General features: G+C 35.5%; 13 protein-coding genes. 10 read left to right on the forward strand and 3 right to left on the reverse strand.

All coding sequences use genetic code 11. The features are described from left to right. Positions 1 to 189: 189 nt before the first annotated feature. The 3 genes from NEH74_RS09265 to yidD all read right to left on the reverse strand — a co-directional run bounded on the left by NEH74_RS09265 (position 190) and on the right by yidD (position 3,166). Complete coding sequence (locus NEH74_RS09265) at positions 190 to 2,103, reverse strand: ABC-F family ATP-binding cassette domain-containing protein (protein ID WP_238581304.1); 1,914 nt, start codon at positions 2,101 to 2,103, stop codon at positions 190 to 192. A 102-nt stretch (positions 2,104 to 2,205) separates the two neighbouring features. Then, positions 2,206 to 2,820, reverse strand: coding sequence for a trimeric intracellular cation channel family protein (locus NEH74_RS09270; RefSeq protein ID WP_055243886.1), 615 nt, complete (start codon positions 2,818 to 2,820; stop codon positions 2,206 to 2,208). Between the two features lie 91 nt (positions 2,821 to 2,911). Next, on the reverse strand, positions 2,912 to 3,166 hold the full coding sequence (gene yidD, locus NEH74_RS09275; protein WP_055305745.1) for a membrane protein insertion efficiency factor YidD: 255 nt from the start codon (positions 3,164 to 3,166) through the stop codon (positions 2,912 to 2,914). 147 nt (positions 3,167 to 3,313) lie between these two features. Here yidD and asnB point away from each other — a divergent pair, with 147 nt between their 5' ends. From asnB to NEH74_RS09325, 10 genes are all read left to right on the forward strand, one after another. After that, entirely contained in the window at positions 3,314 to 5,122 is a 1,809-nt protein-coding gene (asnB, locus tag NEH74_RS09280; RefSeq protein WP_055305744.1) for an asparagine synthase (glutamine-hydrolyzing), read from the forward strand. A 130-nt stretch (positions 5,123 to 5,252) separates the two neighbouring features. Next, complete coding sequence (locus NEH74_RS09285; RefSeq protein ID WP_055305743.1) at positions 5,253 to 6,017, forward strand: DUF2953 domain-containing protein; 765 nt, start codon at positions 5,253 to 5,255, stop codon at positions 6,015 to 6,017. A gap of 4 nt (positions 6,018 to 6,021) precedes the next feature. Beyond that, positions 6,022 to 6,441, forward strand: a complete 420-nt coding sequence (gene ytfJ, locus NEH74_RS09290; RefSeq protein ID WP_055243870.1) for a GerW family sporulation protein — start codon at positions 6,022 to 6,024, stop codon at positions 6,439 to 6,441. 336 nt (positions 6,442 to 6,777) lie between these two features. Next, positions 6,778 to 7,764 (forward strand): class I SAM-dependent methyltransferase, encoded by a 987-nt coding sequence (locus NEH74_RS09295; protein WP_055243868.1) that lies wholly within the window; start codon positions 6,778 to 6,780, stop codon positions 7,762 to 7,764. 16 nt (positions 7,765 to 7,780) lie between these two features. Further along, the gene (locus NEH74_RS09300) at positions 7,781 to 8,968 is read left to right on the forward strand and encodes an acetate/propionate family kinase (RefSeq protein ID WP_055305748.1); all 1,188 of its coding nucleotides are present in this window, start codon (positions 7,781 to 7,783) and stop codon (positions 8,966 to 8,968) included. Between the two features lie 130 nt (positions 8,969 to 9,098). Beyond that, positions 9,099 to 10,058 (forward strand): DHH family phosphoesterase, encoded by a 960-nt coding sequence (locus tag NEH74_RS09305; RefSeq protein WP_055305742.1) that lies wholly within the window; start codon positions 9,099 to 9,101, stop codon positions 10,056 to 10,058. 52 nt (positions 10,059 to 10,110) lie between these two features. Then, positions 10,111 to 13,221 (forward strand): DNA polymerase III subunit alpha, encoded by a 3,111-nt coding sequence (dnaE, locus tag NEH74_RS09310; RefSeq protein WP_238581303.1) that lies wholly within the window; start codon positions 10,111 to 10,113, stop codon positions 13,219 to 13,221. Between the two features lie 111 nt (positions 13,222 to 13,332). Continuing rightward, entirely contained in the window at positions 13,333 to 14,292 is a 960-nt protein-coding gene (gene pfkA / locus NEH74_RS09315; RefSeq protein ID WP_055243861.1) for a 6-phosphofructokinase, read from the forward strand. Positions 14,293 to 14,351: 59 nt separating this feature from the next. Then, positions 14,352 to 15,785 (forward strand): pyruvate kinase, encoded by a 1,434-nt coding sequence (gene pyk, locus NEH74_RS09320; RefSeq protein WP_055243859.1) that lies wholly within the window; start codon positions 14,352 to 14,354, stop codon positions 15,783 to 15,785. A gap of 59 nt (positions 15,786 to 15,844) precedes the next feature. Further along, entirely contained in the window at positions 15,845 to 16,348 is a 504-nt protein-coding gene (locus NEH74_RS09325) for an NUDIX hydrolase (protein ID WP_055305740.1), read from the forward strand. Positions 16,349 to 16,383: the final 35 nt, after the last annotated feature.

Genomic DNA, 16,383 nt, shown 5'->3' on the forward strand with positions numbered 1-16,383 from the left:
AAAGGATATGCGAGAGTCGCTCGCTCATTTATTTTATGTCGAACCATCACGAATGAAAGACTAAAAAGAAGAGGTCTAGAATCACTACTAGACCACTATCAAACCGTTCATATTTAGAGATAAAATAGAACCGCCGTATACGGAACCGTACGTACGGTGGTGTGAGAGGACGATGATTAAATTAATTAATTATCTCCTACTCGATTTTTTAGAATTTTCAATTTCTTCAGCTAATTGATTTAGGTATTCCCAACGCTCATATTTATGAGCTAATGTTTCTTCAACGACTGATTTTTCTGACATAATTTCTTGTAATTTAACGTAGTCAGTGGCGTATTGAACGAGTTGTTCATCTAATTGTGAGATTTTTTCTTCTAGCTCAGCAATTTCATCATCAATCGTTTCAAATTCTTTTTGCTCAGCAAAGGTAAATTTAATTTTTTTCTCAAGACGTGGCTTTGCTTTTAGTGTTTCTTTAACTTTAACTTCTTCTTGTGCAGCTTCTTGAGCTAAAGCGTTAGCTTCTTGAAAAACAAGGTAATCACTGTAGTTACCTGTATAAATAGTGATGTGCCCGTTTCCTTCATAGGCAAAGATTTTATTACAGATACGATCTAAGAAGTAACGGTCATGAGAAACGGTAATCACAATTCCGTTAAATTCGTCAAGATAGTCTTCTAAGCGGCGTAATGTATCGATGTCTAAGTCATTGGTTGGCTCATCTAGTAGTAAGACGTTTGGTGCATCCATTAAAATACGTAATAAGTATAAACGACGACGTTCTCCCCCTGATAAAGTACCAATTTGAGAATATTGTAGATGTCCGTCGAATAAGAAACGTTCACACATTTGTGAAGCCGTGATACGGGTTCCATCGGCTGTTTCAATATATTCACGTTTCTCTTTAATATAATCGATAGCTCTCATGGTTGGTTTCATTTCTTCACTTTCTTGAGCAAAGCAACCGATCTTAACTGTTTCTCCAATATCAATGGTTCCTGAATCAGGTTTAATTTTTCCGCGAATTAAATTGATTAATGTGGATTTTCCAATTCCATTTGGTCCAACAATTCCGATACGATCCGTTCTTGCTAGTGTGTAGTCAAGATCTTGAATGAGGCAACGGTCTCCATAAGATTTAGAGACGTGGTTAAACTCCATGATTTTACGACCAAGACGCGTGGAAGCAACTGAGATATCAAGATTTTCTTGGGTAGTTGGTTTTTCTTGATTTTTAAGTTCGTCAAATCGTTGCAAACGAGCTTTTTGTTTGGTTGAACGTGCTTGTGCCCCACGACGTACCCAAGCTAATTCTTTTCTTAATAAGTTTTGACGTTTATCTTCCATAGCTGCTTCTAATTGAAGACGTTCCATTTTCTTTTCAAGGAATAATGAATAGTTTCCATCGTAGCTATATAATTTTCCTTTATCTAATTCAATGATACGGTTTGTGACACGATCTAAGAAGTAACGGTCATGGGTAATCATTAAGAGTGACCCTTTACGTCCATTTAAGTAGTCTTCTAATTTAGTGATCGTTTCGTTATCTAAGTGGTTGGTAGGCTCATCTAAGATTAATAATTCACATGGTGTGATAAGAGCTGAAGCAAGAGCGACACGTTTACGTTGTCCCCCTGATAGTTCTTTCACCTTTTGTGAGAAATTCGTGATTCCAAGTTTAGTTAAAACAGATTTGGCCTCGCTTTCTAAATCCCATAAGTTTAAGCGGTCGATTTGATCTTGTAGCTTTAATAAACGTTCATTGATTTCGTCATTATATTCGTTTTGTAAGACATCAAGAATTTCTTGGTAGTCACGTAATAGCTTCATTTCAGGAGAATTTCCTTTGAAGACTTGCTCTAAAACGGTTGCTTCTTCATCAAAGTGTGGGTTTTGTGAGAGGTATTCTATGCGAACACGATTTCCTTTTGTAATTTTTCCTGTTTCAGGTGTTTCAACACCAGCAATAATTTTTAAAAGAGTTGATTTCCCTGTTCCGTTAACTCCGATAATTCCAATTTTTTCTCCTTCACTGATTCCAAATGAAATATCTTTGAGCAATGTTTTAACGGAGTAGCTTTTACTTATATTTTCAATTGTCATTAAATTCAACTTTATCACCACTACATTTCTAAAATTATAGAACTATTATACCGTGTTTTAAATTCAGAGCAAAGAAAAAACCCGATTTATCATGTAATCGGGTTAGAAATGAATTTCTTCTTTATCTGCATAAGGGAGTTCAATATGATAATAGAGCGTGATAAGTCGAATAAACAAAATTAATCCTAAGCATAAATACGAACTTAGCGTTATTCCTAGTATTGGATGAATAAACCAAAAACAGATTGCTCCTATTAAAGAAGCAACAGCATAAACTTCGCGTTTTAAAATGGTAGGAACTCGCTGAGCTAAGACGTCACGAATAACTCCACCACCTACTGCTGTAATGACAGAGACAAATAAGAAAGTCATAAAATTATAATTAGATTCAATGGCCTTCATTCCCGCTGCAATAGTAAATACGGCTAAACCGAGCGCATCTAAAATGATAAATGAATTTCTCCATTTTATTTGTCCACGAAATAAGATGACTAAATAGGTTGCAATTATGATCACTAATAAGTATTGATAGTTGGAAAAAAAGACGGGGATTCCAACATCAGTGACGACATCTCGAATGACACCACCTCCAATGGCAGTTACAGTTGCTAAAATTAAAATTCCGAATAGGTCCATTTTCTTTTCCATGGCACAAATAGCTCCGGATGCAGCAAATACAAATAAACCAATATACTCAAAGAGTGTAATTAAATCCATCCTTTCATCTCCTTTTATCGATCGAATTTTACAATGTTATGAGTATAGCAATCCTGTTGTTTTATGTCAATTATTCAAATGAAAAAATAGTTTACTTTTGAGAATGGGGAGTATCTTTATGATGTTTGCAGCATTTGGATGGGACAGGGTCATAGCCCATTTTTCCCCATGGGTGACAACGTAAAATTCGCTTAGCTGCTAGATAACCACCTTTAATAGCACCATGTGTTTCGATGGCCTCGATGGCATAATGAGAGCAGGTTGGGATAAAGCGACAGCTTGGAGCTGATTGTACAGAAATATATTTTTGATAAAAACGAATCATTTTAATCATTAGACGTTTCATATGAGAAAATGTCCTTTCTTGTAAATATAAAAATATATTAACAGAAGTGAAAACTTGTTTCAACCTCGTAGGTTTTTGCATAGGATATGTCGTACAAATTATTTTTATTTTATCCCACTAAAGAGATTTTGATGAGGTGATGTAGAGATGTGTGGAATTTTTGGAGTCGTTAATTATCAATTGAATGAGGTGAAGACACCTTATGATATGAGTTGCGTGCAAGCTGTTTTACATCGTGGACCGGATGAAGGTGGAACCTTTTATGATAAACATGTATTTTTAGGACACCGTCGTTTATCAGTCGTTGATATTGAGCAAGGAAAACAACCAATGGCGTTTCACCATTATACAATGGTATACAACGGTGAGCTATATAATACAGAGGAAATTCGTCAAGAGTTATTAGAGGCAGGTTATACATTTAAAGGTCATTCAGATACAGAAGTATTGTTGAAAGCGTATGTGTGTTTTGGAGAAAAAGTAGTTGAAAAATTAAATGGGATTTATGCATTTGCCGTATGGAATAGTAAAGAGCAAAGTCTGTATGTCGCGCGCGATCGTGCGGGGGTAAAACCTTTATATTATTGTTTATTACCAGACGGATTAATTTTTGCATCAGAGCAAAAACAGATTTTACAGTATACGCGCAAAAATGAAATAACATTAGAAGGATTTAAAGAACTATTAGGGGTTGGCCCTTCTCATACACCAGGTCATGGATTATATAAAGGGATTGAAGAGTTAAAACCAGGTTATTATATGAAAGTTTCGGCTGGTCATGTTGAATTGACTCAATACTGGGAGCTTGAAGCTAACGAGCATAAAGATGATTTTGAAACAACTGTTGCTAAAACGAGAGAAATTTTATTAGATGCGATTAAGCGTCAATTAGTATCTGATGTTCCATTGTGTACTTTTTTATCAGGAGGTATTGATTCATCTGCGATTACCGCGATTGCGGCAAGTCAAATGAAAAATCTTCATACGTTCTCTATTGATTATGAAGATAATTTAAAATATTTCAAAAAAACAGATTTTACGGTGTCACAAGATAGTGATTTTATTAAATTAATCTCGGATTTAAATCATACGAATCATCATTATTGCGTCATTAGTAATCAAGACTTGGCTGATGCTCTGACGGATGCTGTTCATTTTCGTGATATGCCGGGAATGGCAGATGTAGATTCGTCGCTTTATTGGTTTTGTAAAAAAATTAAAGAGGACTTTACGGTGAGTTTGTCAGGAGAATGTGCTGATGAAATCTTTGGTGGTTATCCTTGGTTTTATCGTGAGCCAATGAATGGAATGTTCCCATGGCTTCGAGATTTGGCTATCCGTAATACGTTATTAAAACCAGAGTGGCAAGAAAAATTAGATTTGGTTGGGTATGCAACAGAGAGATTTAATGAATCAGTAGCGATGGCGCCTATTTTAGAGGGGGATAGTGACTTAAATAATGAAAAACGCCAGTTAACTTATTTGAATACGAAATGGTTTATGACAACGCTTCTTGACCGAAAAGATCGAATGAGTATGGGAGCGAGTCTTGAGGTTCGTGTCCCATTTGCAGATCATCGTTTGATGGAATACTTATACAATATTCCATGGGAGATGAAATTTTATGGTGGAATGGAAAAAGGGGTGTTACGTAAAGCATTAGAAGGAGTGCTTCCTGATGAGGTGTTATATCGTAAAAAAAATCCATATCCAAAAACACATAACCCTCACTATACTGAATTAATCAAAACATTGTTAAGGGAGGCATTGAGTGATTCTGATTCAATTTTACATGAGATTTTTGATGAGCAAAAATTATGGGCACTTGCGAATACCAATGAGGAGATTATTACGCGTCCATGGTTTGGACAATTAATGACTCAACCTCAATTAATTGCTTATTTATATCAATTCCATGTTTGGTTTAAAGAGTATCATATGTCATTTGTTGAATAAGAGAAAAGTCGTTAGCAGTAGTGCTAGCGACTTTTTTTGCTAGAGGGGAGGGGGGAGAAGTGAAAGGCAGGAATAAAATTTTTTATTTGAAGCATACTATCAGAAAAGACTAAATTAAGGGGATTAGATTATGCGATGGATTGGTTATTTTTTGTTAGTACTCTCGGGGATTATCATTCTGTTATTATTCATTAGAATTAAAATAGAAATTTTTGTTCAAAATCAATATGGATGGATTGAACTAAGATATTTATGGTTTAAATATCGAGTCAATGTTGATGATGTCTTAAGTGAGTCGATGAAAGAAGAGGCAAGTCAACAAATTCATGAAGTTAAAAAGGTAGCAGAAGAGAAAGCTACAAAGACTGAAGTAAAGGAAGCCGTTAAAGTTAAGGTGAAATCTAAAGTGCTAACGGTTGAACAACCTGAAACAAAAGGACGAAAGGTTGAAAAAGTGACGCTTAAGAAAAAAGAAAAGGTTAAAGAGAAGAAGGTGAAGCAGAAATTAGATTTCAAGGAGATTAAGCAAATGATTCACCGAGGAAAGGTGATTTTAAAAGAGGCGAGAACCGTTCTTATCCGGCTAACCACAAAAATTAGAATTCAGAAATTAGACTCGGTTGTTGAGTTTAGTTTAGATGACGCGATGACAACCGGATGTCTACTTGGAGTGATTTGGGGCGTTCAAGCAAATATTTATCGGTTTATTGAACGTTATGTGAAAAAAATTGATTCGTATCACTTTGATGTGACAAGCAAGTTTAGTGGAAATTCAATTTTCCTAAATCTCTCATGTATACTCTCGTTTCGAATCGTTGATATTATAATTGTTCTTTTATTATCTTTTAAAGAATTGTTAACGATTAAACGAATGCTTAAGTTAGAGGAGGAATGATATCATGGCTGAACATCCAATTCATAATTTGATGAAAATCTCCATGGAAAATATTAAACAGATGGTGGACGTTGATACGATTGTTGGGAATCCAGTGAAAACTGAAAATGGAGAAACTATTATTCCAGTTTCAAAAGTGAGTTTTGGATTTGCAGCAGGTGGTAGTGAATTTGAAGCGGAACGTAAAACATCATCTAATGATCAACCCCCATTTGGAGGTGGAAGTGGAGGTGGAGTTTCCATTACACCAATTGCTTTCTTAGTCGTAAATCAATCAGGTGTCGAATTAAAGCATATTGAGGAACGTACCTCTTTATATGAACGATTATTAGATCAAGCACCTAAAGTCATTAATAGTATCATGAATGAATTTGATAAATCAGGAATTAAATCATCTCAAGGAATGGAAGGAAAAAATGAGTAAAACAGCCGTTTTACTCATTTTTTTGCTCTGTTAGACAAACGTGTTGAAATTCAATTAGGCATGATACGGTAAAGTGACAATAGATCAAATTAGAAAAATCGTTGTTAATAAGAATGTCTTTACCACCAAAAATATCTAATACAACTTTTTTTTAAAAAACATCTAGATGAATTAAGCGTATGCGCTGCCGAAGAAACTCATTGAGGTTTAAGTTTAAGCGCTTTTTCACAAACTCCAAAATAAGATAAACGTTATAACATTTTTTGGAGTAAAACAGTGACATTGGCTTTAAGTTGTAGTAAAATCAATGTGTATATCATGAAGAGGTGATTTTTAGTGCTTAGACCTGAAGTAATTGAACAACTATTTGATCTCGTAGATGAAACCTCGATGATCATTAGCTCAGAGCTTAAGATGAGTTATTTACATGCGATGTGTGAATCTTGTCAAAATATCATGTCGCAAGAGATTAACCAATCAATAAATGAAGAGTCAAAGAAAGCTTTGCAAACACATTATGCAACATTAGAGGGGTTAGAGTTTACGCAAGAGGAAATTAGAAAAGCGCTTCAATTAGCGATTTTGAAAGGACTAAAATCAGAACGTTTAACCAATGCGATTATGACACCAGATTCAATAGCTCTTATTTTGGGGTATTTAATCTCTAAGTTTGTTAAAAACTTTAATGAAGTTCGTCTAGGTGATTTAACAGTAGGAACTGGAAATTTATTAACGGCTGTTTTAAATCATTTAGGGACTGAACCACAGGAGATTTATGGAGTCGAAGTCAATCATGATTTATTAAAAATTGCATGTACACTTTCTGATATGCAAGAATATGCGGTTCAGTTTTATCAACAAAGCTCGTTAAAACCATTATTTATCGATCCGCTCGATTTAATTATAGGAGATTTACCTGAGGGAGACTTATCACAGGAAGAAATGAATGAATTAGGATTAACGTTAGCTGCTCAAGGGATCAACTATCTACCGTATTTATTAATTGAGAACCATTTAAATTATTTAAAACCAGGTGGGTATGCCTTTTACGTCATTCCAAATGATTTATTTAGTCAACCTCAGTCACATGCGTTTCATCAGTTACTGACATCAAAAGCAAATATTCAAGCTTTATTACAGTTACCGACAACTCTATTTAAACAAGATGAGCTTGGAAAAAGCTTATTTATTGTACAAAAAAATGGGGAACAGGTTAAACCAGTTAATGAAGTGTTAATTGCACAATTACCAAACTTCAATGATCCGCATCAATTTAATAAGATGCTAACTCGTATTGAAAATTGGATTAAACTTAACAAATAAAATGGAGGGTATGGTCATGACTAAAATTTTATCAGTCAATGCAGGAAGTTCATCATTAAAATTTCAATTATTAGAGATGCCAGCTCAAACAGTAATCACTAAAGGGTTAGTTGAGCGTATCGGATTTGAAGACGGAGTTTTCAATATCAAATTTGAAGATCAAAAAATTGAAAAAGTATTACCAATTAAAGATCATAGTGTAGCGGTTCAATTATTAGTAGAAGCTTTATTAGATTTAAAAATCGTTTCTAGCTACGATGAAATTAGTGGAGTTGGACATCGTGTGGTTCATGGTGGAGAGAAATTCGATCGCTCAGTAGTTGTGACACCAGAAGTGTTAGCAGAAATTGAAGCTTTATCAGAGTTAGCGCCACTTCATAACCCTGCAAATGCTTTAGGAATTAAAGCATTCATGAAAGAATTACCACATGCAGTTTCTGTAGCGGTATTCGATACAGCATTCCATCAAACAATGGAAAAAGATGCTTACTTATATCCAGTAAAATACGACTGGTATACAAAATATGGGGTACGTAAATATGGATTCCACGGAACTTCTCACCAGTATGTAGCAGAGCGTTGTGCTGAGTTATTAGAAAAACCATTAGCGGATACTAAAATTATCACAATTCACATTGGTAACGGTGGTTCTTTATCAGCAGTTAAAGGTGGACACTCAGTTGATACAACAATGGGATTCACTCCATTAGCAGGAATTATGATGGGAACTCGTTCAGGTGATATCGATCCAGCTGTTTTACCATTCGTTATGGAAAAAGAAAATTTAACAATTGATCAAGCGGTTAATGCGTTAAATAAAGAATCAGGGTTATATGGAGTATCTGGGGCTTCTTCAGATATGCGTGATATCTTAAAATTAGTAGCAGAAGGTGATGAGCGTGGAACAATCGCGTTTAATTTATATATTAAACGTATCTGCGATTACATTGGATCTTACTTCTTATACTTAGACGGTGTAGATGCTATTGTTTTCACTGCAGGTATTGGAGAAAATTCTATTCCAGTTCGTAAAGCAGTTGTTCAGCGTTTAGGTGCTTTAGGAATTCAATTAGATGAGCAAGCAAATAACGTAATGGGAGAAGAAGCGTTAATTTCAACGGCTGATTCAAAAATCAAAGTGTTTGCGATTCCAACAAATGAAGAGTTAATGATTGCAAAAGATACTTACGCATTTGTTAAGTAATTCATATAAATAACAAAAAGCGAGATTCTATAAAGAATCTCGCTTTTTTTGATAGCTAAGGGATTAAAACGTCAATTTATGTTTAGTTATGTTATAATTTAATCATGATAAACGGGTTAGAGGTGAAATTATGTTAAATGAAATTTGGAGCGAAATCGTCGCTTTTGATAAGATTATTATTCATCGTCACGTTAGTCCGGATCCAGATGCATTAGGATCTCAGTTAGGATTAGCGGCTTTGATTCATGAGAATTATCCAGAGAAATTTGTTAAAACTGTTGGTTTTACTGAGCCATCACTTGCATGGATGGGAGTTATGGATGAGGTGAAGGATGAAGAGTATGAGGGTGCATTGGTTTTTGTAATGGATACTGCCAATTCAGCTCGTATTGATGATGGACGTTTTAAGTTAGGTGCGAAACTTATCAAGCTAGATCATCATCCAGTGGTTGAAGACTATGCGGATCTTAATTATGTAAATACGAATGCAACAGCGACATCAGAAATTGTTGTCAGTTTATTTTTAGCTAATAAAGAACAATATGATTTGAAAATGTCCTTAGAAGCTGCACAACATTTGTATACAGGAATTATTGCAGATAGTGGACGTTTCTTATATGACAATACGACAACAGCCACTTTAGGAGCAGCAAGCTTTTTATATGATTGTGGAATTGATCGTAATAAAATTCATGAATTATTATATCGCCGTCCACTAAATATTGTTCAGGCCCAAGGATTTGTTTTAAGTCAATTTGAAGTGAGTGAAGCAGGTGTTGCTTATTTTAAGATGTCAAAGGATGTTCAAGATTCTTATGGATTAACGACTGGAACACGTTCGGCATTAGTAAATACATTAGCTAATATCGAAGGGATTCGAGTATGGGTATGCTTTTTTGAAAATGAAGATGGGCGTATTCGTGCCAATATTCGATCAAACGGGCCGATTATTAATGAGGTAGCCGCTCGATTTGAAGGTGGAGGTCATCCTAAAGCATCGGGTGCGATAGTCAAAGCATGGGATGATTGTCAAGCATTATTGGATGAACTAGAACAAGTGTGTCATACTTATGTTAAAGAATTAAACTAACGTTTTGATGTATAAAATCTTATGATTTTGGAAAGACTATTGACAATTGCCAATGGTCTTTTTCTATGTTAAAATCGATGCGAACAAATGTTTTTATTTTGAAGAAATGGTAGGGGTTCGAATGGGATTTACACATTTACAGGTACGGTCAGCCTATTCTTTATTAAATAGTTCTATCAAATTAGCTGATTATGTGAGTTTAGCCACTTTAAATCAATTCAAGTCATTGGCTTTAGTCGAAGAAGGGTCGATGCATAGTGCGATAAAGTTTTATATTGCATGTCAAAAAGCAGGGATTAAACCGATTATTGGGATGAGTTTGAAGATTAGAGGTGAAGGTTTTGAAGATGAGTGGACGTTATTAGCTAAAAATAGTAAAGGTTATGAAACTTTATTAAAGTTAGCTTCTTTGACAGCACTAGAAGATGGGGGAGCTGATGTTGAAGAGGTAATCGCACAATCATCAAACTTGATCGTTATTACGAGTGGCGAACGTGGTGTTTTAGTTTCTGCTATTGAGCAGCATCAAGAAGAACGTTTAAATAGATATTATCATCAGTATTTAAAGCGCCTTGAACATCTCTATATTGGACTTTTACGTGTTAATCATCTGACGTATGAAGTCTCTCGCCATCTGATTCATTGGTCTGAAAGGGTTGGACTAAAGACAGTGGCCTTAAACGATGTACGTTATATTAGGAAAGAAGATGCAAAAACTTTAACCTTTTTGAGAGCCATTAAGGAGAATCAATCGATTGGTCAAACTGACATTCAAGATGTGGAGCGATATTTTAAAACGGAAGAGGAGATGCGTGCTTTATTTGCTGATTGTCCGCAGGCCATTGATATGACAGAGGAGATTGTTGCTAGCTGTACAGTAAAGATTCCGTTACATCAGCAATTGTTACCGAAGTTTCCTACGCCTGAGGGAGCCTCTTCTGATAGTTATTTAGAGGCATTATGTTATAAAGGGTTGATGAAACGTTATGGTGATAACCTGTCACCTGTTCATAAAAATCGTTTGAGTTATGAGCTGTCTATCATTAAGGAAATGGGATTTGCTGATTATTTCTTGATTGTTTGGGATTTTATTAAGTATGCGAAGATGAATCAAATTTTTGTTGGCCCGGGTAGGGGGTCTGCTGCTGGATCGATTGTGTCTTACGTTTTAGGAATTACTAATGTCGATCCAATTAAATATAATCTTTTATTTGAACGATTTTTAAATCCTGAACGTATATCCATGCCAGATATTGACATAGATTTTCAAGATAATCGACGTGATGAAGTGATTCAATATGTACAGACTAAGTATGGTTCTAGATGTGTTGTTCAGATTGCGACATTTGGAACATTTCAATCACGTTCCGCTTGGCGTGATTTAGCGCGTATTCATGATGTTGAGACTCAGTTAATTAATAAAGTAGCGGGATATATTTATTCTGGCGTTACATTAAAGGATATTTATGAACAAAGTCGTGAGTTACGAGAGTTCTTTTCAAGTTATCCCAAGCTAGAAGTGATTTATCAAGAAGCAATGAAAATTGAGGGGTTACCTCGTCATACTTCAATTCACGCTGCAGGGGTCATTATTAGTGATCATGATTTAACGGATTATACAGCGATTATGGAAGGACCAACAGGAGTTTACGTGTCGCAATATGAAGCGGAGGATTTAGAAGCGATTGGTCTATTAAAGATGGATTTTTTAGGACTTAAAAATTTAAACATGCTTCAACAAATCATTACATTGATTAAGAAGAAGTCTGATCCAACGTTTGATTTAACGGCTATTGATTTTAATGATGCGAAGACTTACGAGATGATTGCGAAGGGGCAGACAACTGGGGTGTTTCAACTAGAGTCTGAGGGAATGCGTCAAGTTTTAAAGAAAGTTTGTCCAACGTCTTTAGAAGATATTGTGGCATGTAATGCTTTATTTAGACCGGGACCCATGGAGAGTATTCCTCTTTTTGCGGCCCGTAAACATCATGAACAGCCAGTGGATTATTATCACCCGAGTTTACAGGGTATCTTACATAACACTTATGGAATCATTGTTTATCAAGAACAGATTATGCAAATTGCCAATGTCGTTTCTGGCTATACATTAGGAGAAGCTGATGTTTTACGACGCGCAGTTTCGAAAAAGAAAAAGGATGTATTAGAGGAAGAAGAGCGAAAGTTTGTGGCTAAAGCAGTCGAACGAGGTTATCCAATTGAAATTGCCAGTCAACTATATGCTCTTATTTTAAAGTTTGCGAATTATGGATTTAATCGTAGTCATGCCGTAGCATATAGTATGATTGCTTATCAAATGGCATACTTAAAAGCACATTATCCCGCTTATTTTATGAGTGTTGCTTTAACGAATGTCATTGGAAGTGAGCGTCATACTTCACAGTATATTCGTGAAGCTAAGCAATTAAACTTATCTATCTTACCTCCTTCTGTGAATAAGAGTGGTTTGAGTTATCAGATTGAAGAAAATCAAATTCGATTTAGCTTGTTACCGATTAAGCATATTGGTTTGAATTTAGCGCGTCAATTAATTGAGGAACGTGAAGCGGGATTGTTTAAATCGGTATATGACTTTGTTGTTAGGACAAGACGATTTATGAATCAGCGAGCATATGAAGGATTAATTGATGTTGGAGCATTAGATGAGTTTGGATATAATAGAACAACACTACATCATAATTTAGGAGCTATCTTAGATTTTTCAAAGTATGATGGTGGGTTATTCGAGACTGATTTTGAAATTCAAGTTTTACACAAGGATTTATCAAAGCTAGAAATGATGAAGCGTGAGAAAGAATTATTAGGATTTTACTTAAATTCTCATCCGATTCATATGCTAGCAAAAGCTGCCCAGGAAAATGGCTGGTATTATCCAAGTGACATTATGAATATTAATCTATCACAAGCTACTTTTATCGGATTTGTAGAAAGATTTAGAGAAATTAGAGATAAAAAAGGAAAGTTGATGGCATTTATGGATATTACTGATGAACACATGTCATTAACTGTAACGGTTTTCTCAGATGTCTATACAAGTGAGTATAAAAGTCTTTTAGGAAAAGTGATAGCGGTTAACGGAAGAATTAATATGCGAAATAATGAAAAAAATCTCAATCTTAGCAAAATAATAGCGGTTTCATGACGAAAACCGATAGGAAAAAGATTTATAAATATTGAAATTATTGATATAATATGTGAGGAATAATCTTCATTAAATGGATGATGATCAAAATTCTAGTGTGAGGTGAACACTATGGTAAAAAGAATTGGTGTGCTTACTAGTGGTGGAGATGCACCTGGTATGAACGCAGCCATTCGTGCCGTTGTAAGAGCAGGTATTGCTAACAATATTGAAGTATTCGGTATTTACAATGGATATGCTGGTTTAGTTAAAGGCGATATTAAACCATTAACTAATAGTGATGTTGGTGGCATCATTAACCGCGGAGGTACATTCTTAGGTTCAGCACGTCTTCCTGAGTTCAAAAACATTGAAGTTCGTGAACTTGGTGTAGAGCAACTGAAAAAACATGGAATTGAAGCATTAGTTGTTATCGGTGGCGACGGTTCTTATATGGGAGCTAAAAAATTAACTGAGATGGGAATCAACTGTATCGCATTACCAGGTACAATTGATAACGACATCGTAAGTAGTGACTTTACAATTGGATTCGATACTGCTTTAAATACAGTTGTCGATGCAATTGATCGTTTACGTGATACATCAGCATCACATGCTCGTTGTAGTGTTGTTGAAATCATGGGACGTCACTGTGGTGACTTAACTGTTTGGGGAGCTATTGCTAGCGGTGCCGAAGAGTTAATCGTTCCTGAAAAAGGAATCAATATGGATGAAATTGTTGCTCAGATTGAAGAAGGTAAAAAACGTCAAAAGAAACATTTCATCGTTACTTTAGCTGAATTAATGACAGATGCTCATGAATTAGCTAAAGAAATCGAAAAACGCACTGGTGTTGAAACTCGTGCAACTGTTTTAGGACACACTCAACGTGGTGGTGCTCCAACAGCAGCTGACCGTGTTTTAGCAGGTCGTATGGGTGCTTATGCCGTAGATTTATTAATCGAAGGTCAAGGTGGACGTTGTGTGGGAATTCGTGATAACAAATTAACACATTACGATATTTTAGAAGCACTTGATTTACCACGTGTATTCGATGAAACATTATATAACTTAGCTAAACAATTATCTTAATTTGAATGAATTATTGAAGTAAGATTATTGAATATATTTTAAAAGGAGCGTACTAGGATATGAAACAAACTTTCAAAAACACAAAAATGATTTGTACAATTGGTCCTAAATCAGAATCAAAAGAAATGTTATCAAAATTAGTTGATGCAGGAATGAACTGTGTTCGTTGTAACTTCTCTCACGGTGATCATGCAGAGCAAAAAGCTCGTATGGATTTAATCCGTGAAATCAACAAAGAAAAAGGAACTCATGTTGCAGTATTATTAGATACTAAAGGACCTGAAATCCGTACTCACTTATTCGAAAATGGTGGAGTTGACTTAGTTGCTGGTCAAACTGTACGCGTTGCTATGAACGAAGTATTAGGAACAGCTGAAAAATTCTCTATCACTTACCCAGGATTAATCAACGACGTTAAAGTTGGTGGAACAATCTTAGTTGATGATGGATATGTTGAATTAACAGTTAACGAATTAGATCAAGCTAACCAAGAAATCGTATGTACAGTTAAAAACTCTGCATTCATTAAAGACCGTCGTGGAATCAACGTTCCAGGTGCTAAATTAAACATGCCATTCATTTCTGAAAAAGACCGTGCAGACATGATCTTCGGATGTGAAATGCAAGTTGATTACATCGCTGCATCATTCGTTCGTCGTGCAGAAGACGTATTAGCTATCCGTGAAATCTTCGCTGAGCAAGGAAACACTCATACTCAAATCATCGCTAAAATCGAAAACCAAGAAGGTGTTGACAACATGGATTCAATCCTTGAAGTTGTTGACGGAATCATGGTTGCTCGTGGAGATTTAGGGGTAGAAGTACCTGCTGAAGAAGTACCATTAATCCAAAAAGAAATCATTGCTAAATGTAATGCTGCAGGAAAAATCGTTGTAACTGCAACTCAAATGTTAGAGTCTATGCAAAAAAATCCACGTCCTACACGTGCCGAAGTATCTGACGTTGCTAACGCAATCTTCGACGGATCTGATGCAATCATGTTATCAGGAGAGTCTGCTGCAGGACAATATCCATTAGAAGCTGTTGAAACTATGGCTCGTATCGCTCGTCGTACAGAGCAAGCTTTAGATCACCAAGAAATCATCGCTCGCGCTATGGCTTCATCTACACGTAACGTATCTTCAGCTATGGGATTAGCTGTTGCTGATACTGTAGAAGATTTAGGAGCTCAAGCTGTTATCGCTTGTACACAATCAGGAGCTACTGCTCGTGCAATCTCTAAATACCGTCCATCTGCACCAGTTGTTGCTGCAACTTCTTGTGAAAAAACAGCTACATCTTTAGCATTATACTGGGGAGTTCAACCAGTTGTTGTTGCTGAAACATCAAACACTGATGAATTATTAGCTACAGCTGCTAAAGTTGCTGAAGACTTCGCTGGATTAGAAGCTGGAGAAATCGCAGTAGTTACTGCTGGATTACCTGCAGGTGAAGGAAACACTAACTTAATGAAAATTCACGAAGTTAAATAATTAACTTGTGATGATTAAAAGAGGGAATTTTCCCTCTTTTTTTTATAATGAGGTGAACAATGTTAGAGACAACATTATGTTATATCTTTAAAGATGAAAAAGTGTTAATGCTTTATCGTAATAAAAAGGAAAAAGATGTTCATGAAGGGAAATGGAATGGATTGGGTGGAAAAGTAGAGGCTAATGAAACAACACTTGAGTGTGTCATTCGTGAAGTTTTAGAAGAATCTGGGTTAAAGATTATTGAACCTAGTTTAATAGGTGCTTGTTATTATCCAAACTTTAATGGACTAGAAGAAATGATGTATGTTTATGTTGCGAAGCAATATGAAGGTAAAATTTCTGAGTGTGATGAAGGCGAACTGCATTGGATGATGAAGAATGAAATTATGAATTTAAATGTTTGGGAAAGTGACCGTTTGTTTCTTCCATACGTTCTAAATGAGGATTATTTTGTCGCGCAGTTTCAGTATGATGAGTTTGATTTTATTGGGGGAGAGTGTAAAGTAGTTACTCCTTTGATATTAGAAAAGTTTATTGAAAGCAAAAAAAGAACGGTGTGAAGCCGTTCTTTTATATGTGCGCCCGGCATGGGTAT

It is taken from the genome of Turicibacter sp. GALT-G1 (assembly GCF_025594995.1).
In the GTDB taxonomy this organism is placed as follows: domain Bacteria; phylum Bacillota_I; class Bacilli_A; order MOL361; family Turicibacteraceae; genus Turicibacter; species Turicibacter bilis.

Coding starts and splice junctions, on each gene's coding strand:
- NEH74_RS09265 (WP_238581304.1), bottom strand. CDS start 2,103: ATGACAATTGAAAATATAAGTAAAAGCTACTCCGTTAAAACATTGCTC.
- NEH74_RS09270 (WP_055243886.1), bottom strand. CDS start 2,820: ATGGATTTAATTACACTCTTTGAGTATATTGGTTTATTTGTATTTGCT.
- yidD (WP_055305745.1), bottom strand. CDS start 3,166: ATGAAACGTCTAATGATTAAAATGATTCGTTTTTATCAAAAATATATT.
- asnB (WP_055305744.1), top strand. CDS start 3,314: ATGTGTGGAATTTTTGGAGTCGTTAATTATCAATTGAATGAGGTGAAG.
- NEH74_RS09285 (WP_055305743.1), top strand. CDS start 5,253: ATGCGATGGATTGGTTATTTTTTGTTAGTACTCTCGGGGATTATCATT.
- ytfJ (WP_055243870.1), top strand. CDS start 6,022: ATGGCTGAACATCCAATTCATAATTTGATGAAAATCTCCATGGAAAAT.
- NEH74_RS09300 (WP_055305748.1), top strand. CDS start 7,781: ATGACTAAAATTTTATCAGTCAATGCAGGAAGTTCATCATTAAAATTT.
- NEH74_RS09305 (WP_055305742.1), top strand. CDS start 9,099: ATGTTAAATGAAATTTGGAGCGAAATCGTCGCTTTTGATAAGATTATT.
- dnaE (WP_238581303.1), top strand. CDS start 10,111: ATGGTCTTTTTCTATGTTAAAATCGATGCGAACAAATGTTTTTATTTT.
- pfkA (WP_055243861.1), top strand. CDS start 13,333: ATGGTAAAAAGAATTGGTGTGCTTACTAGTGGTGGAGATGCACCTGGT.
- pyk (WP_055243859.1), top strand. CDS start 14,352: ATGAAACAAACTTTCAAAAACACAAAAATGATTTGTACAATTGGTCCT.
- NEH74_RS09325 (WP_055305740.1), top strand. CDS start 15,845: ATGTTAGAGACAACATTATGTTATATCTTTAAAGATGAAAAAGTGTTA.